Raw genomic sequence first — 19234 nt, forward strand, 5'->3', positions numbered from 1 at the left:
CGCTGCCTTTGCGCTAGGGAAGCGCTTTCTCGATGGCCTGAACCAGATTGGGATCATCCGGCGCAGTTCGTGGGCTGAAACGAGCCAGAACCCGGCCATCGGGACCTACCAGGAATTTCTCGAAATTCCAGGTGATCTCTCCGGGAAACTCCGCACCTTCACCAGCCAACTGCCGGTACAGGGTATGACGTGTCGGGCCGTTTACCTCGATCTTGCTCGACAGGGGAAACGACACGCCATAGTTCGTACTACAGAATTGTTGAATATCCGCATCGCTTCCAGGCTCCTGGCCTGCGAATTGATTGCATGGAATGCCCAGGATAACCAACCCGCGGTCGCGGTAGGTCTGATACAGCGATTCCAGGCCCGCATATTGCGGGGTCAATCCGCATTTGGATGCCACATTAACCACCAACACCACCTTGCCTTTGTAAGGTGCCAGGGGGAGATCCTTCCCATCCAGCCCTTGCAAGGTGAGATCGTGGAACGCACTCATGATGTGCTCCTTGTGAATACAGTAGGCGTAAAAAAAGCGTCCGACCGGGCTGTTCCCTTTCGGACGCTCTCGCTTGGACATTCTAGTGTGGGTTCGTTCCCGCCACACCAGGATTTCCGTCGCGTTTTAGTGCTGATGACCACCTTCACCGTGTACGTGACCGTGAGCGACTTCTTCAGAAGAGGCATCACGCACGTTCACAACCTTGACCTTGAAGTTCAGGCGCTGGCCAGCCAGCGGGTGGTTGCCGTCAACGGTCACGTCATCGCCATCGATGTCGCGCACGGTAACGATCTGCATGCCGCCGTCTGGACCGGAAGCGTGGAACTGCATGCCCACTTCCAGCTCGTCCACACCTTCGAACATGCTGCGGTTCAGGGTAGCGACCAGCTCAGGGCTGTACTCGCCATACGCATCTTCAGGCTCGACGGCAACGTTGAGTTCATCGCCAGCCTGCTTGCCTTCGAGCGAACGCTCAAGGCCCGGAATGATGTTGCCTGCACCGTGCAGGTATACCAGCGGGGCGCCGCCAGCGGAACTGTCGATAACCTCACCGGCGTCGTTGGTCAGGGTATAGTCGATGGAGACCGCTTTATTGGCCGCAATCTGCATGGTAAAAACCTTTGAATAAGATGAATGAAAGGTCAAGTGTACGCGGCAATCGCCCCGATTGCGACCCACCGCCATCAAAGCAGACGAGTGTCATTCTGGATTTTTATCAGGATGAAGAGGGTCATTGGGTAGTTTTATTGAATTGTGGACACAGCCAGCACCTCCGCCACGACCCGCCCTGGCAAACCCGTACCTGGGTAACCGACGAGGCGCAGCGCTTGAAGCATATCGGACAATCATTTCCATGCGGCTGGTGCGCCAAAAGCTGAATGGCATGAGGCCAATCCGGTTTAATCCTGCCGTGAGCGCTTATGAAGCATGTCTCCCGACGCTGGCTTGTTTTATGATTTGCCGCCTTTTTGCTGTTGGGAACGCTTGATGCTTCATTATCTACCTAGCCTGGTCCGTGGTCTTGTGGGCGGCCTGCTCCTGGCGGCCAACACCCTGTTCTGGTGCTGGCCGCTGTTTGCCGTAACGCTACTCAAGTTGTGCCTGCCCTTCCCGACTGCACAACGGCTGTCCAGACGCCTCATGAATGCCATCCACGAGGCCTGGATCAGTGGCAATCATCTCTGGATTCGCCTGACGGGTCGCATCCACTGGGATGTCCGCGGGCTCGCCAGCCTCGATTACAAACACTCCTATCTGGTGACCAGTAACCATCAGAGTTGGGTTGATATCTTTGCGCTCCAGTACCTGATGAATCGCCATATCCGTCCGCTCAAGTTCTTCCTCAAACAAGAGCTTATCTGGGTGCCTGTCATTGGATTGTGCTGGTGGGCACTCGACTTTCCCTTCATGAAGCGCTATTCGAAAGCGTATCTGGCCCGCCATCCCGAAAAGCGTGGCAAGGACCTTGAGACTACGCGTCGGGCCTGCGCGCGCTTTCGCGATACGGCGGTGGGAATCTTCAATTTTCTGGAAGGAACCCGTTTCACCCAGGCCAAACATGACGCCCAGCGCGCGCCGTATCGCCACTTGTTGAGCCCGCGTGCGGGCGGTATCGCCTTTGTGCTGGATGCGATGGGAGAGCAGCTGCATTCGCTGGTCAACGTTACCATCCACTATCCCAACGGAACGCCGAGCCTTTGGGATCTGCTCTCCGGCCGGATTGCAGCCATTGTCGTGCGTGTCGAAGAGATTGCCATCCCCGCAGCCTTTCTGGGCAAGAGCTACGACCTGGACAGCGAATACCGCGCAGCCTTTCAGGCCTGGGTTAACCAGCTTTGGACAGCCAAGGATGAACTGCTGGAGCGGCTACATCAGGAGTATCCGCCCAAGCATTACCTTCATGCAGGCAAGCGATAGTCTTCCTGCGTCATTAGGTCGATCCCGCACTCCAGGGTTTCGATCCAGTCCAGAAACGCCTTGATCACGGGCTGCGACGCAAAGGGCCGCCCGTGCTGAGGCACGATCATGGCAACATTCATTTCCCTGACCATGCCTGCCCATAGCCGGCAGGCTTTGTTGCAGGCCATGTAGCGTCGATGAAAGCACTCCATGCTGGGCATGTGAGCCTCGAAATTCTCGACCGGTGCCGCGTCATCCACGAGTGAGGCACCCATATCGCCCGAAAAGAGAATTCGACTGACAGGATCGTATAGCTGGAAATTACCGACTGAATGCAGAAAGTGGGCGGGAACGGCCATGAGGGTGCATCGGCCCAGCCGGAAAGATTGGCCCCGATCAGGCAAGGGTATGATTCGCTCAAAGACCGACAGGTTGTGACTAATGGACAGATAACCGGCCGTCAAATGAGGCAGAAAGCGTGCCCACAGCTTCGAGCAGATGACCTGAGCCCGCGTATGCAGCAGCCATTTGTCCAGCGCCGCGATAATGTCGGGATCCTGGTGCGATGCAAAGATATAGGTCAGATCCTGCAGCGGAATATGCCTGGACAGCTCCAGCGACAGCGGCGTATAGGTCAGATCACCGCCGGGATCGAACAGCAGGTATTCATCATGATCGATGATGAGAAACTGGTTGGATTGCACTCCGTCTCCTGTAACCAGGCTATCGAAGCACAAACATTTATGGGAGCCGTTATCAAACAGCACAATGGGATCGCGGCGCATAGGGACCTCGCGTAATAGCGCGGTGACTCTATGCGCACAAGCCGTTGTGCATGTTGACCTGAATCAATAGCGATCCCGCTGCGCCTGACGAACGAACGCTAGCAGTTCAGGATAAAAGTCAAAGAAGTCCTGCTCAAGCAGCGCATAACGTGCTTCTACTTCCGCAAAGGCGCCCTCAAAGAGTGCAGGCCGGGACAGTCGACTCGCCATACCATTGATGACCTGTTCGATGATTCTGAATTCCTGATAACTGCCTAGCCAGTCCTGAGCTGCCATACGCGGCGCGATCCTCGCCAGGCGTGGCGGCAAATCAGGCTCCGACAGCAGAATACGATAGAACCGCGCAATAAAAGCTTCTAATGGCTGGTCGGCGTAAGCAGCCCAATGCCGGCTGAGGCAGTGATCGAAAAAGACATCGACCAGGATACCGCTGACGCGCCGGCGCGCCTCGGGAAAGCGTGCACGGGCACGATCGATCAAGGGATGGCTGTCGGTAAAGGCATCAATACGGCGATGCAGGCGGATAGCCTGTTCGATAGCCAAGGGCCAGCGATTATCGAGAGGACCTTTGACGAAGTCACCGTAAAGACTTCCCAGCAGCTGTTCACGATCTGAACCGCCAAGATGAAGATGAGCGAGATAATTCATGCCTGTCAGCTTACTACCTTGCCCCTGCGCCAGGGGCTTCTGCTAGGCTGGCAGTTCCGGCCAATAATCATAAGGACACCCTATGAGCCTAGCCCGTCGTGCCGCCTTTCTGGATTATGCCTCATTGGACCTGGGAGATCTGGATCCAGCTCCGTTGAAGGCAGTCTTCAGCGAATTCTACGTCTACCCGGCCACCGCGCCCGACGAGATTATCGAGCGCCTGCAGGCCGTGGAGGTGGCTATCGTGAACAAGGTCAGCCTGACCGCTGACTGCCTTTCTGCATGCCCATCGCTCAAGCTGGTACTGGTCAGCGCCACCGGCACCAATAATGTGGATCTGGACGCAGCACGCCAACATGGGATAACCGTCTGCAATTGTCAGGGGTACGGCACGCCTTCCGTTGCACAACACACGCTCGCGCTCCTGCTGGCCCTGGCCACGCGACTGTCGGATTATCAGCGCGATGTTCAGGCTGGACGTTGGCAGGAAGCCAAGCAGTTTTGCCTGCTCGACTATCCCATCATGGAGTTGGAAGGCAAGACGCTTGGCATCCTGGGTCACGGTGAGCTTGGCGGTGCAGTTGCTCGCCTGGCGGAAGCATTTGGCATGCGTATCCTGCTGGGTCAGTTGCCTGGACGGCCAGTGCGCGAAGGCTACATACCGCTGGAAGCGCTACTGCCCCAGGTAGACGCGTTGAGCCTGCATTGCCCCCTTACCGACGCCACGCGCAACCTGATCGATGCTCCGCAACTGGCTGCCATGAAGCCCACCGCTTTTCTGATCAATACGGCTCGAGGCGGTATCGTGAACGAACAGGCATTGGCCGACTGCCTGCGGAGCGGTCATCTGGGAGGCGCCGCCACGGACGTCCTCACCCAGGAGCCGCCAAAAGACGGAAATACCCTGCTCGCCCACGACATTCCCAGGCTTATCGTGACGCCTCATAATGCATGGGGAAGCCGGGAGGCTCGCCAGCGGATCATCGGTCAGCTGACCGATAACGCAACCGCCTTTTTTGCGGACGCGCCGACTCGCACGGTCTGCTAAGCTTCGCGCTTTTTTACCGAGGACGCCCATGGATCCACGCAGCGAAGTCCTGCTCCGTCAGCCCGAGCATTTTCAAGGCCGAACCTTGCTGGCAGGATTACCTGCAGATGATCTATTGAGCCGCCTCCCGGAGGCACATGGCTGGACCTGGCATGCAGGCGATGAGGCCTATTTCCAGGCTCGCTTTCCCGGGAGAGTCGACTTCGGAACCTCTACACCTGCTCAGCCATACGATACCGCCGTACTGTTCCTGCCCAAGTCCAGAGAGCTGACGGATTACCTGCTCAGCGTCTTGGCGGCCATGGTCCCTCAAGGGGCACTGTATGTGGTAGGCGAAAAGCGGGGTGGAATCGAGCGGGCTGCCAAACAGCTGGCTCTGCTGGGCGCCGCCAGCAAGCTGGACAATGCTCGGCACTGTCAGTTGTGGAAGGTCTCACATCCCGAGGCAGCCCCCGTCATGCTGCATGAGCGGGCCGAGCGCTTCGAGCTGGATGTTGCCGGTTCAATGCTTCATGTAGTCAGCCTGCCAGGTGTGTTCAGCCACGGGCGGCTCGACAAGGGGAGCGCCCTTCTGCTCGAACACCTCGATAATCTACCTGCTGGTGCGCTGCTGGATTTCGGATGCGGCGCAGGTGTAGTAGGTGCATCGCTCAAACAGCGCTATCCCCACAATGACCTTCATATGCTCGACGTGGATGCGTTTGCGGTAGAGAGTAGCCGCCTGACCTTGGCTGCCAACAGGCTGAACGGCACCGTATTGGCTGGCGACGGTATCGCTGCGGCACCCATTGGGCTGGCCGCCATTATCAGCAACCCGCCGTTTCACCAGGGCGTACACACTCATTATCAAGCCAGCGAGACCCTGCTACGCGAAGCCGTCCATCACCTGCGCCCAGGCGGCGAGCTGCGCATTGTTGCCAACAGCTTTCTCAGGTATCCCCCGCTGATCGAGCAATATCTGGGGCCCTGCAAGGTGTTAGCAGAGCGTGACGGCTTTCGTATCTACCAGGCCTTCCGCCGCTGATAGAGACAGCGTATCGCTCTTTTGAATTGCACCTGCCTGGATGTTTGGGCAGAATGCGCGCCGTCCTAGGGGAGTAGTCTCTGGCCATCAGCGCCAGGCGTCCGTCAACATACTTGGTCCTCGACCATGGCGTTCGCGACCTGCGGGTTTGACAAGACCTATGACATGCAGCCTTTACCCGGGGTGGGAAGGCATGCATGTCATTTGTCTAATTAATGCCCGCCCCTTTTGGAAACCTGATGGAATCCCTGTTAGTCCCTACGCTGGTCGTCGCCCTTGCAGAAATAGGTGACAAGACTCAGCTGCTTGCTCTGCTGCTGGCTGCCCGATTTCGTAAGCCCTGGCCTATCATCATGGGAATGGTGGCTTCGACGCTGGCCAACCACTTTGTTGCCGGCGCCGTTGGCAGCTGGGTCAGCCGCTTCTTCAGCGAGACGGCCCTGAGTTGGATTCTGGCGATTTCATTTGTAGCCGTCGCCCTCTGGACGCTGATCCCGGACAAGCTGGACGAAGATGAGGCATCAGGCCTTAAAAAGAGCTATGGACCTTTCCTGACAACGCTGGTGGCGTTCTTCCTGGCGGAAATGGGAGACAAGACACAAGTCGCCACGGTGATGCTGGCGGCCCAATACCCTCATTTCATTCTGGTCGTCATGGGCACGACACTGGGCATGCTTGTGGCCAACGTACCCGTTGTACTCGCAGGAAACTTTGCCGCTGACCGGTTGCCATTGGTGTTGATCCGCCGACTTGCCGCTACAGCATTCGGCATTCTGGCTCTCGCGGCGGCTTATCACGCGCTTGAGCTAAGCGGTATGTTCTAATTATTCCTTTCTGAGCATAAAAAAGCCCCGGCTATCAGCAGCCGGGGCTTCTGGTTCTCGATAGCCGACCTGTCACGACTTACGGCTGGCCTCATAGAACGGCATGACCTTGGGAATGGCAGCCTCCAGATTGCTCATCCGCTTGTCATCGGACGGGTGGGTGCTGAGTATCTCTGGTGACTGGTTACCATTACTCAGCCTGGCCATCTTCTGCCAGAGCGTCACGGCGGCATTGGGGTTATAGCCCGAGCGCGCGGCCAGTTCGAGCCCGATGAGATCTGCCTCGTTCTCGTTGGAACGGCTGAACGGCAAAGTCAGACTAACCTGGGTAACCTGATCCGCCACCTGCATACCACCCTGACCAATACCCAGCAGCGCCCCGCCGATATTCTGACCCATCTCGATGGCATAGGCGCGGGACATCTGCTCGCGGCTGTGTTCACGCAGTGCATGGGCAATCTCATGCCCGATCACAGCGGCCAGCTCATCGTCCGTAGGCTTCAGTTGATCAAGCAGGCCGGTATAAACAAAGATTTTTCCACCCGGGCCGCAGTTGGCATTCACTTCATCATTCTGGAGCACGTTGACCTGCCAATCCCAGTTAGCTGCATCCGCCCGCAGCGCAGACGTATGAGCAATCAACTGCTTGGCTATTGCCTGTACTCGCTTGCCCTGAGCCGTATCGTTGGCCAGCTTGCCGGCGTTTTTCGCCTCGGTAACTGTCTTCTGGTACGACTGCGAGTACATCTGGTTGACCTGATCAGCCGACAACATGCTGAACATATACTGCTTACGCTCAACCCCAACAGCATTTCCGCTAGTGGTATTCACCGCCTGACATGCGCTGAGCAGTACTGAAAGCGAAAGACCGACGATGGGTAAAACACGACGCATGACACTCTCCTGATTGCGCGACTGCGCAGATGGTAGGTCGCGCCGCCAGTCTCGACAACTCCTACCGACCAAGCGACGAGTGACACGACTAGCAGTTCGGCATTGCCAGCCCAACGCCTAAAGCGGCGTCAGGCATTCCGGCCCGTCTACCGAGGGATCATTCACAATACCGGCAAGCACTCTCTCACGTAGCGGCATTGAGGGCTTCAGCAGGATCTCATTCAGGACGCGCGGCTCTGTTGTGGGCGACAGCCAGGCGTCCCGTTCGGCCTCGGCCAGCACCAGCGGGCGACGGAGTCCTCCGGCGGGCTGAGTCAGCATGGCCACACTCAAATAGACCTGCCCCATGACCGGATAAGCCTCCCAGATGCCTGCAAAGAAAGCCAGCGGCTCGCCATTGATCATCCAGAAGGCCCGCTTGCGCGAAGTCCCTCGCCATTCATAAAACCCATTGGCCAGCAACAGGCAGCGGCGCTGGACAAATGCTTCGCGAAACATAGGCTGATCCGCTACCGTTTCCGCCCGGGCATGGGTGGGCGTGCGTGAGAGATCCGTGAGCCAGGCGGGCGTCAGGCCCCAACGGCCACTGTCGACACGACACTCGCCCTCATGGTGCCGCATGAATAGCACCTGGGCATGGGGAGAGATGTTCCAGCGCGGCTGATAGTCCGCTGGAAAACCGGTCATCCGAGTTACCTCGGGAGGCCAGCGAAACAAGGCGTAGCGTCCAGACATACACAACCAGGCAAGAAAACAAACAGAGCGATTCGGTTCGCCTTTTCAGGCAAAGCCGACTACCGCTTCAGCACAATAACACGGCCGGCCCGCTGTCCGGGTCCTCATAAGGCAATGGCTGAGCAGCGTTGTAATAGGCAATCAGCTCGCGGGCGCGCGGAGCATCTGCGTCATGCACGGCAATTCCCAGAAGCCCAATAGCAGGCAACTCGCCAATGGCGCCTATCAAATGGCGCCCTGCCAAATGCGCGTCAATACCCTCACTGTCCAGCATGGCCAGCAGCATTTCTACCTCCAGGAGATCTCGCGGCTCATAAATCCGGAGCATCATTCATCCTCTCGCCGACTTTCGAGAGACCATGTCATACCCTCTGTGTGTAAGATAAAAAAGATAGGTCTGCAACAGACGGGGCAATCCTCATAGTACGACTGATCGCCACCCGACAGGTCTACCACCGCCTCGGCAGGTTCTCCGCAGTAAGGACACTCATACGGTTGGCTTTCCAGCATAATGGGCTCCTAATAGGCTCCGGCACCGTGTTTTTGCGATGATTGGAATCGCCAGGGGCGACATTAACGCCGTATTCGGCTTGCATCTCTCGCTGCGCGCTCTACTATGGCCGCCACTTTGCGACACGTGTCGCCACTTGTTATTAAAAAGAGAACGATATGGGCGAGTTCGAAGCCATTCGACCCTTCAACGATACAGAAGTCCCTGCCGTCTTGGCCCGACTCATCAATGATGAGCAGTTTATCGACATCCTGACCCGCTACCGTTTCCCCAAACTGTCCAGCCCGTTTGGATGGCTGTTAAAGCCTATGCTGCGCCATCGGCTGCGTCAGGAAGTGTCCGGTATCACCAGCGTCAGCATGCTTCAGGACAAACTGGAGCCTTATGTCGATCGTACGATCGAGAAAGCCACCGATGGTGTGACTTATTCGGGCCTGGATAATCTACGTAGCGGCTGTGCCTACTTGTTCATGGCTAACCACCGTGACATCGTCATGGACCCGGCTTTTGTAAATTACGCCGTGTATCATGCCGGGCTGCCAACCCCGCGCATCGCCATTGGCGATAACCTCTTGCAGAAGCCCTTCGTCAGCGACCTCATGCGCTTGAACAAGAGCTTTATCGTCCACCGCTCCATCACCGGACGGCGTGAAAAGCTTGCGGCGTATCAGACGCTTTCGGCTTATATCAATTACTCCATTCGCCAGGATGGCCAGTCCGTCTGGATCGCCCAGGCCGAAGGCCGGGCCAAGGATGGAGACGACCGCACCGATTCAGCCATCCTCAAGATGTTTCACATGGGCTGCAAGGACGACTCCTTTGCCGATATGGTAAAGGCGTTGCACATCGTGCCTGTGTCGATCAGCTATGAGTACGATCCCTGCGATCTGGCCAAGGCCCGTGAACTCTATATTCGTGAAACCACCGGCACCTATGCCAAGGCGCCTGGCGAGGATGACGTCAGCATCGCCTTGGGCATCACGGGCTACAAGGGACGCGTGCATGTGGAGTTTGGCGAGATGCTGACCGGCGAATTCAGCGATGCCAAGCAGCTGGCAACCGAAATGGACCGCCGCATCCTGACCAATTATCGACTTTTCCCTGCCAACCACCTGGCCTATGAGCGCTGGGACGGCCGTGACGAATCGCTGACCGTACCCTCGGCAGAAAGCCTGTTCCCAGCAGACGAGCTGGCTGAAGCTCGGCAGAAGTGGCAGGAGCGACTCAATAACTGCCCTGCCGAATACCGCCTGCAGATGATCCGCCAATATGCCCAGCCTGTACTGAACAAGTATCGGCTCCTGGCAGGGCGACCACTGGATTAAGTTGGTTGAATCAAAAAAGCCCCGTTGCCGGGGCTTTTTCAGATAACAGGCTTACTGCCCGTTAAGAACCTGGGCGATGGTCTGGTCCTTGAAGACGCGGGTCAGCGCATCGCTCAGCACATCGCTTACCAGCTTGGTATTGGTTGCCGTATTGGGTGCCATACCGAAACGCTGCTCCAGCGAGGCGCCATAGCGACCGCTGTAGCCACGCATGCTGTTACGTACATCTACCTTGAAGGTTGCGCCAATATTGGCCGAGGTAACGTACAGCTCCTTGGGCGACTGATACTTCAGCTCTGCCAAGGTCAGCGTCAGCTGGGGAGCATTGTAGGCATTGGGCGTTGGCGTGAAGCCCAGCAAACGAACCGCTGATTCCGCTTCAGCCTGAAGTTTTGGAATGACATCGTTGCTCTGGACCGACACGGTACTGGTTTCGGGATACAAACCGCCCCGAGTTCCCAGCGAGAATGACGAGCGACCGTCCACGACACGTACCGAAACAGGCTGCCCGTGCCCGACCGCAGCGATTGGGGCTGTCAATTTGGGTTGCGGACTCAATTGCTGTGGACTGCTGGCACAGCCGGCAATAGCCAGTCCGGCAACAGCGATCAGACCAAGCAACAAGCGATTGCGCATGCTCTACTCCATCTTCATGTGGGTCGTTGATGGCAGGCAGTATACCCAGCCCGTGAATGCCTGACAGCACTGTATGAGCCGCCGCAAGCGAAACGCTGCAAACAGCAGGGCGACGTGCTCAAATAAATGCATCACGTACACACGAGGCATACCATGTCCATAAGACGCGCAACGCCTACAGACATTCCCTTGCTGGTCGAGATTTGGGAACAGGCCGTCAGGGCAACCCATCACTTTCTACCTGAGGACGACATCGACTTTTTCCGCCCGCTGGTGCGTGACAGCTACCTGCCCAGCCTGGAAACGTGGGTCAGCTTGTCCGATGACGATCAACCTGCAGGATTCATCGGTCTTACCCAGGCCAGCGTAGACATGCTTTTTGTTGATCCAGCCCGGCATGGTCAAGGACATGGGAGGCGACTCTTGCGCCATGCGGCCGGGCTGCACGGCCGACTAACGGTAGACGTCAACGAGCAGAACGATGGGGCCAAAGGCTTTTACCTGGCACAAGGGTTCACCGTGACAGGCCGCTCTGCCGTAGATAGCCTCGGCAAGCCTTACCCTATTCTGCATCTCAAGCAAAAGGCATGAAAAAGCCCGCGCCCTTATCAAGGAGGCGGGCTTTTCAGAACAGGTGATCAGGCGTGAGCGCCACGCACCGCATCCACGTACGGCTCAGCCTTGCGATGGGCACGGATCAGATCGATGAAGTCCTGACCCTCTGCATCACGAGCGTCCAGGTCATAACCTGCTTCAACGAAGAAACCAACGAAACGTTCAAAGTCGTCAGCTCTCAATCCACGGTATGCCTTTACCAGTTTATGCAGGGAAGGCGGCGTATCATCGGCCGGTTCGACTGCGAGAAACAGCTTGATCTTATCGTCGCTGATTTCCTCGCCGATTACCTGCTTTTTGTCCTTACGCATCGCAAAGTACCTGTGCGGAAAACGAGAGGGCCGCATATTACTCCGCCCCACCCCGTCACTCAACGCCCAAAATCATGCTCAGCCGAGCGGTCAGGACTCGAAGCGGGCCGCCATCCAGTCTCGATAGGCCTGGGTTCCCGGCTCGCCCTCACGCGGCGCCCAGGGACCATACTCGTTATCCTGCAAGGCGCGGAAAGGGCCTGCCTTGCATTCGAAGATAACAGTATCAGTCTCAAGCACTACCAGCGAATGATAGAGGCCTGGAGGAAAATCGACCCCCACACAATCACCACCCGCTTCAAGCAGACGCTGTCCGGTCAGCGCTCCCTCTTCATCAAAGAACAGGACACCAATACGTCCCTTGAGCACCAGCAGCGTTTCGGCCTTGGTCAGGTCCAGATGCCGGTGAGGCGCAATGTAGGTGTCTGGCTGCATGCCGATTGACAGGCGATGACAGGGCTCATCCATGGTATGAAAACCATGGTGGTAGCGCAGGCGAGGACTGTCTGCCGCCTGTTGGGTAAGCCCGGCGAACAGTACCTGATCGATGAACGCCGGACCCCGCATATCAGAGACCTTTTACCGCGTAGATACCGGGTGCGTTGCGCCAATAGCCCTTGTAGTCCATACCGTAGCCAAAAATGTAACGATCGATACAGGACAGCCCGGAATAAGTAGCTTTCAGGCCAGGAACGGCCTTGCGATCATGATCCTTATCGATCAGTACGGCCGTATGCACCGCCTTGGCACCGGCATGCTTGCAGAATTCGATGATGGCATTGAGCGTATGCCCTTCGTCGAGAATGTCGTCGACGATCAGTACATCACGGTCAATAAAGGAAATTTCCGGCTTGGCCTTCCAGAACAATTCACCGCCAGTTGTCTGATTGCGATAGCGGGTCGCATGCAGATAGGACATCTCCAGCGGAAAATTGAGCTTGGTTGCCAGCTTGCCGGCAAAGATCAAACCGCCATTCATCACGCAGAACATGACAGGATTACGGTCAGCCAGATCAGCCGTAATTGCCTCGGCCACCTTGCCAATGGCTGCCTCTACCTGGCTTTCGTCGAACAGGCAGTCGGCCTCCGCCATGACATTACGGATATGATCGAGATCGGCGGACATAGGGGACTCTCCAGACATGGTACACACCTGCCTGCGGGGCAGGCTTGGGTAAAAGGCGGCAAAGTTACCGGGCTAACCGTCGGCGAGCAAGCCAATCGCGACAAAACATCTGCCCGAAAGGGACCCTAATGATTTAATCTAGCGTAATTTTGCCAGTACGCCGGAGACCATTCCCATGCCCATCCATGAAATTCGACATCCGCTGATCCGCCACAAGCTTGGATTGATGCGGCGGGCCGATATTAGCACCAAAAATTTTCGGGAATTGGCACAAGAAGTCAGCGCCCTGCTCACCTATGAAGCTACAAAGGATCTTCCTGTCGAAAATGTCGACATCGAAGGCTGGTGTGGCACCGTAGCGGTTGAGAAGATTTCTGGCAAGAAGGTAACAGTCGTACCGATCCTGCGCGCCGGCATCGGCATGCTTGACGGCGTCCTCAGCCTCATTCCCAGCGCCAAGGTGAGCGTGATCGGCTTGGCGCGCAACGAGGAAACGCTTGAAGCCCATACCTATCTGGAAAAGCTCGTCGGCGAGCTCGATCGCCGTCTGGCCATGATCATCGACCCGATGCTGGCGACGGGCGGCTCCATGATTGCCACCATCGATATGCTCAAGAAAGCAGGCGCCAAAGAAATTCGTGCATTGGTCCTTGTAGCTGCGCCGGAAGGCATTGCTGCGGTCGAAAAGGCTCACCCCGATGTCAGCATCTATACCGCCTCCGTAGATCAGCGTCTGGATGAGCATGGCTACATCCTCCCTGGACTTGGTGATGCCGGTGACAAGATCTTCGGCACCAAGCAAAAGGACACCTGATAGTGCAGTCTCATAACGATCCGCTATGGCGACAGATTTTGTCTGGCGCACAAATGCTGTTTGTCGCCTTTGGCGCATTGGTCCTGATGCCACTCATTACCGGCATGGATCCAAACGTTGCGCTCTTTACTGCCGGATTGGGCACGCTCTTGTTCCACCTCGTGACAGGCCGTCAAGTGCCGGTCTTCCTGGCGTCAAGCTTTGCGTTCATCGCTCCGATCATTGCGGCCAAGGCCGAGTTCGGTCTGCCTTCCGTGCTGGGTGGCGTGGTCGCGGCCGGTTTCGTTTATACCTTCCTGGGCCTGGCCGTTAAGCTCAAGGGGATTGGCTTCATCGACCGGCTCCTGCCCCCGGTCGTGATTGCACCAGTCATCATTTCCATTGGTCTTGGCATGTCCCCGGTGGCAGCCAATATGGCCATGGGCAAGGCTGGCGATGGCAGTGCGCAGCTGGTCCCGTATGCCACCGCCATGCTGGTCTCCATGCCTGCGCTGATAACCACGCTGATTGTGGCTATCTACGGCCGTGGCATTTTCAAGCTGGTACCGATCCTGGCAGGCATCATCGTGGGTTACACCCTTGCGTTCCTGTTTGGCCTGGTGCATACCGATGCGATTGCTGCAGCCCCCTGGCTGGCCGTTCCCCATTTTGTCGCCCCCGAATTCCACTGGGGAGCGATCCTGTTCATGGTGCCGGTCGCCTTGGCGCCAGCCATCGAACATGTGGGCGGCGTTATTGCCGTGGGTGGCGTCACTGGCAACAACTACCTGAAAAAACCTGGCCTGCACCGTACCTTGCTGGGTGATGGTATCGCCACTTCATCGGCCGGCCTGTTTGGCGGACCGCCCAATACGACCTACGCCGAAGTAACCGGCGCGGTCATGCTGACCAAGAATTACAACCCCAAGATCATGCTGTGGGCGGCCGGCTTTGCCATTGCCCTCGCCTTCGTCGGTAAATTCGGTGCCGCCTTGCAGAGCATTCCGGTGCCGGTCATGGGCGGCATCCTCTGCCTGCTGTTCGGTTCGATTGCCGTGGTCGGCCTCAATACCCTGATTCGTCATCAGGTCGATCTGTCCGAGGCACGCAACCTTGTAATCGTATCGGTGACCCTGGTCTTTGGGATCGGCGGCATCGTGATCGGTAATGGCGAGGTTGGTCTGAAGGGCATTTCGCTTTGCGGCATTGTAGCCATTGGGCTCAACCTGCTGTTACCGGGACACAATCACTGGCGTAAGGACGCACCGCCGCCGGATAGTCTTCTGTAAAAAAAGCCCCGCTAGAGCGGGGCTTTTTATATTCAGATTCTAGACTCACACCGCACGGGGCACCCGCTCACACAGGGTGGTGAGCGCATCAACCCACGCGGGATGATCATTCAGACACGGCACCAGTACCAGCTCCTGACCACCGGCTTCTTCAAACTGCTCCTTGCCGCGCATGCCGATTTCTTCCAGCGTCTCGATACAGTCCGCGACAAACGCAGGACACATTACCAGAAGACGCTTCACTCCCTGGACAGCCAGCTCATCGAGGCGTGCCTCGGTGTAAGGCTCGATCCACTTGGCGCGGCCAAGGCGCGACTGGAACGAGAAGGACCACTGATCCGGCCTCAGGCCTGCCTCGCGGGCAAACCCTTCCGCTGTGCGGATACATTGCGCACGGTAGCAACTTTCCAACACCGTACCCTTGGCGTTCTGGCAGCAGTCAGCGCCCTTCAGGCAATGTGTACCGCTTGGGTCGGACTTGTGCAGATGCCGCTCAGGCAGACCATGAAAACTCATCAATACATGATCGAACGGCTGCTGGAGATAGGATTCGGTGCTCTTAACCAGCGCCTCCAGGTACTCAGGCTGGTCATAAAACGGCGGAAGCACATGCATCTTCAATTTCAGCCGCTGCTCCAGAATGACCTTGCGAGCCAGCTCCACAGCGGTAGTGACCGTGCTGTCGGCAAATTGAGGATAAAGCGGCGCAAAAGTAACTTCGGAAACGCCCTGCTTCGCCAACCGGGTCAATACCGACTCAATGGAGGGTTCGCCGTACCGCATCGCCAACTCCACCGGGCCATGGGTCCATTTGGCGCGCATGGCATCCTGCAGGCGACGGCTGAGCACAACCAGCGGAGAGCCCTCTTCCCACCAGATGGACGAATAAGCATGGGCCGAGGCCGCCGGCCGCTTGGCCAGGATCAGGGAGACCAACAGGCGACGCGCGGGCCATGGCAGATCTACTACGTAGGGGTCCATCAGGAACTGGTTGAGATAGCGCCGTACATCAGGTACCGACGTCGACGCCGGGGAGCCCAGGTTGACGAGCAATAATGCGTGATCAGTCATGAATAGTCCTTAGCGCGCAGCAGGTCGTTCAGTGCCGCGTCCAAATCGGTAAAGCGAAAGGTATAACCTGCATCCAGCAATCGCTGAGGCAAGGCTCTCTGCCCACCCAGCAGCAGACTCGACATCTCTCCCATCAGGCGCAAGGCAAAGGCGGGAACAGGTATTCGTGCGGGACGATGCAGTGCACGTCCTAGAGCCTGTGCAAAATCGGCATTACGTACCGGTTGTGGTGAACACAGATTATAAGGGCCACTGGCCGACTCCTGGTTCAGAAGAAAATCGATGGCCCCGATTTGATCTTTCAAATGAATCCAGGGCATCCATTGACGTCCGCTGCCCAAGCGCCCGCCCAGGCCCAGGCGAAACATAGGTAAAAGACGCTGCATGAAGCCATCATCCGCGGCCAGTACCAGCCCTGTCCGAAGCGTGACGACACGCACACCTAAAGCCTCTGCCTCATTAGCGACCTGCTCCCAGGCTACACATAGCTCGCTGGCAAAGTCATGACCAGGGACCGCATCATCCTCCTTGAGCGGCTTCTCTCCCCCATCACCGTAATAGCCGACAGCAGATCCGGAAAGCAGCACCCTGGGCGGTTTTGGCTGCGCCCTCATCCAGTCCACCAGGGATTCGGACAGCGCAATCCGGCTTCGCCAGAGTTCAGCCTTGCGCGATGACGTCCAAGGCTTATCCGCTATAGGCGCGCCGGCCAGGTTGATAACCGCATCGACCGGCTCGCCGTTTATTTCGTCCAGACGGGCAATGGCACGCACCGAGGCGCCGCACTCACGGGCCACTTTGTCGGGCGAACGGCTTAACACGGTCAGGCTATGCCCTTTCGTCAGCCAGTCATGACACAACGCCCGGCCGATCAAGCCTGTACCGCCGGTCAGCACTATATGCATGTCGTCGTTCCTTCTTCATTTGGGGCCACATTAACGCGTCGCGCTGAAGACCTCTTCAGGTTTGTTTGTTAAGGTCATAGTGCAACTGGATCAGCTTTGTCACAGTCGTACTCGTAGAGCCTGCTTAATTGCAAAACGTTCGTCGACAGGTTCTGCCAAGACAAGCGAGGCCTTTCATGACAGCACCCATCGCCATCATCGGCGCCGGCATTGCCGGGCTTTCCGCCGCCCATGTCCTCAACGCGGCAGGACATGAGGTTCATCTGTTCGAAAAAAGCCGTGGAAGTGGAGGCCGTATGGCCAGCAAGCGGAGCGATTTCGGCTCGCTTGATCTGGGAGCCCAATACTTCACTGCCCGTGACCGCCGCTTCATCGATGCGGTCAGCCAATGGCGCATCCAAGGCTGCGTAGCGGAGTGGGACCCAGCTCTGTACCAGTACCGTTCGGGCGCGCTTACACCCTCTCAGGATGAACAGCCGCGCTGGGTCGGCATACCCCGTATGAGCGCCATTACCCGAGCCATGGTCGGGGATCTGCCGGTGTCCTTTGGCTGCCGGATTACCGAAGCATTCCGCGGCCCCCAACATTGGTCCCTGCAGGACGCCGACGGTCACAACCACGGCCCGTTCAGCCACGTTATCATCGCAACACCTGCACCCCAGGCAACACCACTCTTGGCCACTGCGCCAAAGCTTGCCGCAGTGGCGGCCGGTGTGGTGATGGATCCGACCTGGTCGGTTGCACTGGCCTTCAAGACGCCGCTTGATACGCCTGTTGAAGCCTGCTTCGTTCAGGAAGGTGAGCTGGACTGGTTTGCTCGCAACCGCTGCAAGCCAGGCCGGGAAACCGATTACGACACCTGGGTTCTCCATGGAACCAGCGCCTGGAGTCGGGAACACCTGGATGCATCCAAGGAACAGGTTATCGAACAGCTTCATGGTGCCTTTGCCGAACTCATCGGTTGCGCAGTACCCGAACCGGCCTTCACGCTGGCTCATCGCTGGCTTTACGCACGTCCGGCGCAAGGCCATCAATGGGGCGCGCTGGCTGACGCGGACCTGGGTATTTATGCGTGTGGAGACTGGTGTGGTACAGGCCGTGTAGAAGGTGCCTGGCTGAGCGGTTTTGATGCTGCCAGCCGTTTGCTTGATCATCTAGAATGACCTCATCCAGCGCCGCGCAAGGCTCGCGGCGCTCCGCAGCACACCTACCTTGCGTCTGATTTGTCGAATTATCACCGCCACCTCTGGTCAATAACGATATTGAACTTGTACAAGAATAATAGTTTGTATAAGTTTTGTACGTTCAATTTTGGAGGTGGCGCATGCCTTTTCGCCAATCGACGTCATTACCTCGTCCCAAGCTAGGAATCAGCGCTTGCCTGCTGGGCGAGCCGGTCCGCTACAACGGCGGACACAAGGAATCCCGCTTGTGCAGCCACACGTTTGCCGAGCATTTCGATTTTGTACGGGTGTGCCCGGAAATGGCGATTGGCCTGGGTACGCCCCGTGAACCGATCCGTCTGGTTGGTACACCTGAACAAACGCGAGCCGTAGGTACAGTCAACCGGGAACTCGACGTAACGGATGCGCTGGCCAACTATGGCAAGAAAATGGCGACCGAGCTGGATGATCTATCCGGATTCATCTTCATGCAAAAATCGCCTTCCTGTGGAATGGAGCGCGTAAAGATCTATTCAGAACACGGCATGCCCAGTCAGCCTGAAGGCCAGGGTATATTTGCTCGTGTCTTCTGTGAGCTTCGCCCAGAGTTACCGGTTGAGGAAGCAGGTCGGCTGAATGACCCTGTGCTCCGGGAAAACTTCGTGACACGTGTGTTCGCCTATGCACAGTGGCAACAGCTGTTGCGTGAAGGCCTGACACGCAAAGCGATCCTGGGCTTTCATTCCCGCTATAAGTACCAGCTGATGGCCAATGCCCCCGAGCAGTTCAGAACACTGGGACGCATGTTGGGTGAAATCGGGCTACACGATCCACAGGAGCTGGGCCCTCACTACTTCAAGGGTGTGATGAGCGCACTCAAGCGTTGCGCTACCCGGGGAACCCACTGCAACGTCCTGTATCACCTGTTTGGTTATTTGAAGAATGCGCTGAGCCCGGCGGATAAAGAAGAAATGCAGCGCCTGATCGAGCAGTATCACAGCGGTATTGTTCCACTGGTGGTGCCCCTGACACTGCTCAAGCATCACTTTCGCCGCCATCCCCATGGCTACGTGATCGAGCAATCCTACCTGCAACCGCACCCGGAAGATTTGAGCTTGAGAAATGCCATCTGA

General features: G+C 57.3%; 25 protein-coding genes and 1 riboswitch. Of the genes, 11 read left to right on the forward strand and 14 right to left on the reverse strand.

The features are described 5' to 3' along the window. Nucleotides 1-13 precede the first annotated feature (13 nt). Together AC4LF3_RS16005 and AC4LF3_RS16010 are read right to left on the reverse strand one after the other, a co-directional pair. Entirely contained in the window at nucleotides 14-496 is a 483-nt protein-coding gene (locus tag AC4LF3_RS16005; protein WP_010795587.1) for a glutathione peroxidase, read from the reverse strand. Between the two features lie 126 nt (nucleotides 497-622). Beyond that, nucleotides 623-1108 carry an FKBP-type peptidyl-prolyl cis-trans isomerase gene (locus AC4LF3_RS16010; protein ID WP_010795588.1) on the reverse strand — a complete coding sequence of 162 codons (486 nt, stop codon included), beginning with the start codon at nucleotides 1106-1108 and terminating at the stop codon, nucleotides 623-625. 20 nt (nucleotides 1109-1128) lie between these two features. On the opposite strand from AC4LF3_RS16010, the gene AC4LF3_RS16015 reads away from it, so the two are divergent. Next, nucleotides 1129-1377: a DUF3565 domain-containing protein gene (locus tag AC4LF3_RS16015; protein WP_376750606.1), complete on the forward strand. Its 249-nt coding sequence runs from the start codon at nucleotides 1129-1131 to the stop codon at nucleotides 1375-1377. Nucleotides 1378-1486: 109 nt separating this feature from the next. Next, complete coding sequence (gene yihG, locus AC4LF3_RS16020; protein ID WP_010795589.1) at nucleotides 1487-2416, forward strand: 1-acylglycerol-3-phosphate O-acyltransferase, YihG family; 930 nt, start codon at nucleotides 1487-1489, stop codon at nucleotides 2414-2416. On the opposite strand, the gene AC4LF3_RS16025 is transcribed toward yihG, so the two are convergent. Then, nucleotides 2398-3183: an oxygen-binding di-iron domain-containing protein gene (locus tag AC4LF3_RS16025; protein WP_491835780.1), complete on the reverse strand. Its 786-nt coding sequence runs from the start codon at nucleotides 3181-3183 to the stop codon at nucleotides 2398-2400. The two genes, yihG and AC4LF3_RS16025, sit on opposite strands and share 19 nt — an antisense overlap. 63 nt (nucleotides 3184-3246) lie before the next feature. Continuing rightward, complete coding sequence (locus AC4LF3_RS16030; protein WP_312270372.1) at nucleotides 3247-3831, reverse strand: acyl carrier protein phosphodiesterase; 585 nt, start codon at nucleotides 3829-3831, stop codon at nucleotides 3247-3249. Nucleotides 3832-3913: 82 nt separating this feature from the next. Between AC4LF3_RS16030 and AC4LF3_RS16035 the strand changes: the two genes are divergently transcribed. From AC4LF3_RS16035 to AC4LF3_RS16045, 3 genes are all read left to right on the forward strand, one after another. Then, a complete protein-coding gene (locus tag AC4LF3_RS16035; RefSeq protein ID WP_491835782.1) occupies nucleotides 3914-4879 on the forward strand; it encodes a 2-hydroxyacid dehydrogenase in 966 nt (321 codons plus the stop codon). Between the two features lie 28 nt (nucleotides 4880-4907). After that, entirely contained in the window at nucleotides 4908-5903 is a 996-nt protein-coding gene (locus AC4LF3_RS16040) for a methyltransferase (RefSeq protein WP_491835784.1), read from the forward strand. A gap of 56 nt (nucleotides 5904-5959) precedes the next feature. Next, nucleotides 5960-6126: riboswitch (yybP-ykoY riboswitch) on the forward strand. A gap of 16 nt (nucleotides 6127-6142) precedes the next feature. Next, a complete protein-coding gene (locus AC4LF3_RS16045) occupies nucleotides 6143-6727 on the forward strand; it encodes a TMEM165/GDT1 family protein (RefSeq protein ID WP_407362253.1) in 585 nt (194 codons plus the stop codon). Between the two features lie 72 nt (nucleotides 6728-6799). On the opposite strand, the gene AC4LF3_RS16050 is transcribed toward AC4LF3_RS16045, so the two are convergent. The 4 genes from AC4LF3_RS16050 to AC4LF3_RS16065 form a co-directional block, all read right to left on the reverse strand. Further along, nucleotides 6800-7621 (reverse strand): M48 family metallopeptidase, encoded by an 822-nt coding sequence (locus AC4LF3_RS16050; protein WP_219651138.1) that lies wholly within the window; start codon nucleotides 7619-7621, stop codon nucleotides 6800-6802. A 117-nt stretch (nucleotides 7622-7738) separates the two neighbouring features. After that, a complete protein-coding gene (locus AC4LF3_RS16055) occupies nucleotides 7739-8356 on the reverse strand; it encodes an SOS response-associated peptidase (RefSeq protein WP_286787892.1) in 618 nt (205 codons plus the stop codon). A 67-nt stretch (nucleotides 8357-8423) separates the two neighbouring features. Next, nucleotides 8424-8684, reverse strand: coding sequence for a putative signal transducing protein (locus AC4LF3_RS16060; RefSeq protein WP_491836314.1), 261 nt, complete (start codon nucleotides 8682-8684; stop codon nucleotides 8424-8426). Further along, nucleotides 8684-8866: a CPXCG motif-containing cysteine-rich protein gene (locus tag AC4LF3_RS16065; protein ID WP_010795598.1), complete on the reverse strand. Its 183-nt coding sequence runs from the start codon at nucleotides 8864-8866 to the stop codon at nucleotides 8684-8686. Before AC4LF3_RS16065 ends, AC4LF3_RS16060 begins: the two co-directional genes overlap by 1 nt. A gap of 159 nt (nucleotides 8867-9025) precedes the next feature. On the opposite strand from AC4LF3_RS16065, the gene AC4LF3_RS16070 reads away from it, so the two are divergent. After that, entirely contained in the window at nucleotides 9026-10192 is a 1167-nt protein-coding gene (locus tag AC4LF3_RS16070) for a 1-acyl-sn-glycerol-3-phosphate acyltransferase (protein WP_010795599.1), read from the forward strand. Between the two features lie 51 nt (nucleotides 10193-10243). On the opposite strand, the gene AC4LF3_RS16075 is transcribed toward AC4LF3_RS16070, so the two are convergent. Next, entirely contained in the window at nucleotides 10244-10828 is a 585-nt protein-coding gene (locus AC4LF3_RS16075; protein WP_010795600.1) for a YajG family lipoprotein, read from the reverse strand. A 153-nt stretch (nucleotides 10829-10981) separates the two neighbouring features. Here AC4LF3_RS16075 and AC4LF3_RS16080 point away from each other — a divergent pair, with 153 nt between their 5' ends. Next, nucleotides 10982-11419: an acetyltransferase gene (locus tag AC4LF3_RS16080; protein ID WP_286787891.1), complete on the forward strand. Its 438-nt coding sequence runs from the start codon at nucleotides 10982-10984 to the stop codon at nucleotides 11417-11419. 47 nt (nucleotides 11420-11466) lie between these two features. Here AC4LF3_RS16080 and AC4LF3_RS16085 read toward each other — a convergent pair whose 3' ends face one another. The 3 genes from AC4LF3_RS16085 to AC4LF3_RS16095 form a co-directional block, all read right to left on the reverse strand. Further along, entirely contained in the window at nucleotides 11467-11754 is a 288-nt protein-coding gene (locus AC4LF3_RS16085; protein WP_010795602.1) for a PA4642 family protein, read from the reverse strand. A 90-nt stretch (nucleotides 11755-11844) separates the two neighbouring features. Then, nucleotides 11845-12321, reverse strand: coding sequence for a WbuC family cupin fold metalloprotein (locus AC4LF3_RS16090; protein ID WP_010795603.1), 477 nt, complete (start codon nucleotides 12319-12321; stop codon nucleotides 11845-11847). Nucleotide 12322: 1 nt separating this feature from the next. Beyond that, on the reverse strand, nucleotides 12323-12880 hold the full coding sequence (locus tag AC4LF3_RS16095; protein ID WP_010795604.1) for a hypoxanthine-guanine phosphoribosyltransferase: 558 nt from the start codon (nucleotides 12878-12880) through the stop codon (nucleotides 12323-12325). 175 nt (nucleotides 12881-13055) lie between these two features. On the opposite strand from AC4LF3_RS16095, the gene upp reads away from it, so the two are divergent. Continuing rightward, nucleotides 13056-13694, forward strand: coding sequence for a uracil phosphoribosyltransferase (upp, locus tag AC4LF3_RS16100; RefSeq protein WP_010795605.1), 639 nt, complete (start codon nucleotides 13056-13058; stop codon nucleotides 13692-13694). A 2-nt stretch (nucleotides 13695-13696) separates the two neighbouring features. Beyond that, nucleotides 13697-14962: a uracil-xanthine permease family protein gene (locus AC4LF3_RS16105; protein WP_026003818.1), complete on the forward strand. Its 1266-nt coding sequence runs from the start codon at nucleotides 13697-13699 to the stop codon at nucleotides 14960-14962. Between the two features lie 45 nt (nucleotides 14963-15007). On the opposite strand, the gene hemH is transcribed toward AC4LF3_RS16105, so the two are convergent. Both hemH and AC4LF3_RS16115 read right to left on the reverse strand, forming a co-directional pair. Continuing rightward, entirely contained in the window at nucleotides 15008-16033 is a 1026-nt protein-coding gene (hemH, locus tag AC4LF3_RS16110; protein WP_491835790.1) for a ferrochelatase, read from the reverse strand. After that, nucleotides 16030-16938, reverse strand: coding sequence for a TIGR01777 family oxidoreductase (locus AC4LF3_RS16115; protein WP_286787890.1), 909 nt, complete (start codon nucleotides 16936-16938; stop codon nucleotides 16030-16032). Before AC4LF3_RS16115 ends, hemH begins: the two co-directional genes overlap by 4 nt. Nucleotides 16939-17114: 176 nt before the next feature. Between AC4LF3_RS16115 and AC4LF3_RS16120 the strand changes: the two genes are divergently transcribed. Beyond that, nucleotides 17115-18101: an NAD(P)/FAD-dependent oxidoreductase gene (locus AC4LF3_RS16120; RefSeq protein ID WP_010795609.1), complete on the forward strand. Its 987-nt coding sequence runs from the start codon at nucleotides 17115-17117 to the stop codon at nucleotides 18099-18101. Nucleotides 18102-18262: 161 nt separating this feature from the next. After that, on the forward strand, nucleotides 18263-19234 hold the full coding sequence (locus AC4LF3_RS16125; RefSeq protein WP_286787889.1) for a YbgA family protein: 972 nt from the start codon (nucleotides 18263-18265) through the stop codon (nucleotides 19232-19234).

The organism is Pseudomonas sp. C2.3V (genome assembly GCF_058536325.1).

Bases quoted from the DNA above. Each gene is read 5' to 3' on its own strand.
- AC4LF3_RS16005 (WP_010795587.1), bottom strand. From the start codon at position 496: ATGAGTGCGTTCCACGATCTCACCTTGCAAGGGCTGGATGGGAAGGAT.
- AC4LF3_RS16010 (WP_010795588.1), bottom strand. From the start codon at position 1,108: ATGCAGATTGCGGCCAATAAAGCGGTCTCCATCGACTATACCCTGACC.
- AC4LF3_RS16015 (WP_376750606.1), top strand. From the start codon at position 1,129: ATGAATGAAAGGTCAAGTGTACGCGGCAATCGCCCCGATTGCGACCCA.
- yihG (WP_010795589.1), top strand. From the start codon at position 1,487: ATGCTTCATTATCTACCTAGCCTGGTCCGTGGTCTTGTGGGCGGCCTG.
- AC4LF3_RS16025 (WP_491835780.1), bottom strand. From the start codon at position 3,183: ATGCGCCGCGATCCCATTGTGCTGTTTGATAACGGCTCCCATAAATGT.
- AC4LF3_RS16030 (WP_312270372.1), bottom strand. From the start codon at position 3,831: ATGAATTATCTCGCTCATCTTCATCTTGGCGGTTCAGATCGTGAACAG.
- AC4LF3_RS16035 (WP_491835782.1), top strand. From the start codon at position 3,914: ATGAGCCTAGCCCGTCGTGCCGCCTTTCTGGATTATGCCTCATTGGAC.
- AC4LF3_RS16040 (WP_491835784.1), top strand. From the start codon at position 4,908: ATGGATCCACGCAGCGAAGTCCTGCTCCGTCAGCCCGAGCATTTTCAA.
- AC4LF3_RS16045 (WP_407362253.1), top strand. From the start codon at position 6,143: ATGGAATCCCTGTTAGTCCCTACGCTGGTCGTCGCCCTTGCAGAAATA.
- AC4LF3_RS16050 (WP_219651138.1), bottom strand. From the start codon at position 7,621: ATGCGTCGTGTTTTACCCATCGTCGGTCTTTCGCTTTCAGTACTGCTC.
- AC4LF3_RS16055 (WP_286787892.1), bottom strand. From the start codon at position 8,356: ATGTCTGGACGCTACGCCTTGTTTCGCTGGCCTCCCGAGGTAACTCGG.
- AC4LF3_RS16060 (WP_491836314.1), bottom strand. From the start codon at position 8,684: ATGCTCCGGATTTATGAGCCGCGAGATCTCCTGGAGGTAGAAATGCTG.
- AC4LF3_RS16065 (WP_010795598.1), bottom strand. From the start codon at position 8,866: ATGCTGGAAAGCCAACCGTATGAGTGTCCTTACTGCGGAGAACCTGCC.
- AC4LF3_RS16070 (WP_010795599.1), top strand. From the start codon at position 9,026: ATGGGCGAGTTCGAAGCCATTCGACCCTTCAACGATACAGAAGTCCCT.
- AC4LF3_RS16075 (WP_010795600.1), bottom strand. From the start codon at position 10,828: ATGCGCAATCGCTTGTTGCTTGGTCTGATCGCTGTTGCCGGACTGGCT.
- AC4LF3_RS16080 (WP_286787891.1), top strand. From the start codon at position 10,982: ATGTCCATAAGACGCGCAACGCCTACAGACATTCCCTTGCTGGTCGAG.
- AC4LF3_RS16085 (WP_010795602.1), bottom strand. From the start codon at position 11,754: ATGCGTAAGGACAAAAAGCAGGTAATCGGCGAGGAAATCAGCGACGAT.
- AC4LF3_RS16090 (WP_010795603.1), bottom strand. From the start codon at position 12,321: ATGCGGGGTCCGGCGTTCATCGATCAGGTACTGTTCGCCGGGCTTACC.
- AC4LF3_RS16095 (WP_010795604.1), bottom strand. From the start codon at position 12,880: ATGTCCGCCGATCTCGATCATATCCGTAATGTCATGGCGGAGGCCGAC.
- upp (WP_010795605.1), top strand. From the start codon at position 13,056: ATGCCCATCCATGAAATTCGACATCCGCTGATCCGCCACAAGCTTGGA.
- hemH (WP_491835790.1), bottom strand. From the start codon at position 16,033: ATGACTGATCACGCATTATTGCTCGTCAACCTGGGCTCCCCGGCGTCG.
- AC4LF3_RS16115 (WP_286787890.1), bottom strand. From the start codon at position 16,938: ATGCATATAGTGCTGACCGGCGGTACAGGCTTGATCGGCCGGGCGTTG.
- AC4LF3_RS16120 (WP_010795609.1), top strand. From the start codon at position 17,115: ATGACAGCACCCATCGCCATCATCGGCGCCGGCATTGCCGGGCTTTCC.
- AC4LF3_RS16125 (WP_286787889.1), top strand. From the start codon at position 18,263: ATGCCTTTTCGCCAATCGACGTCATTACCTCGTCCCAAGCTAGGAATC.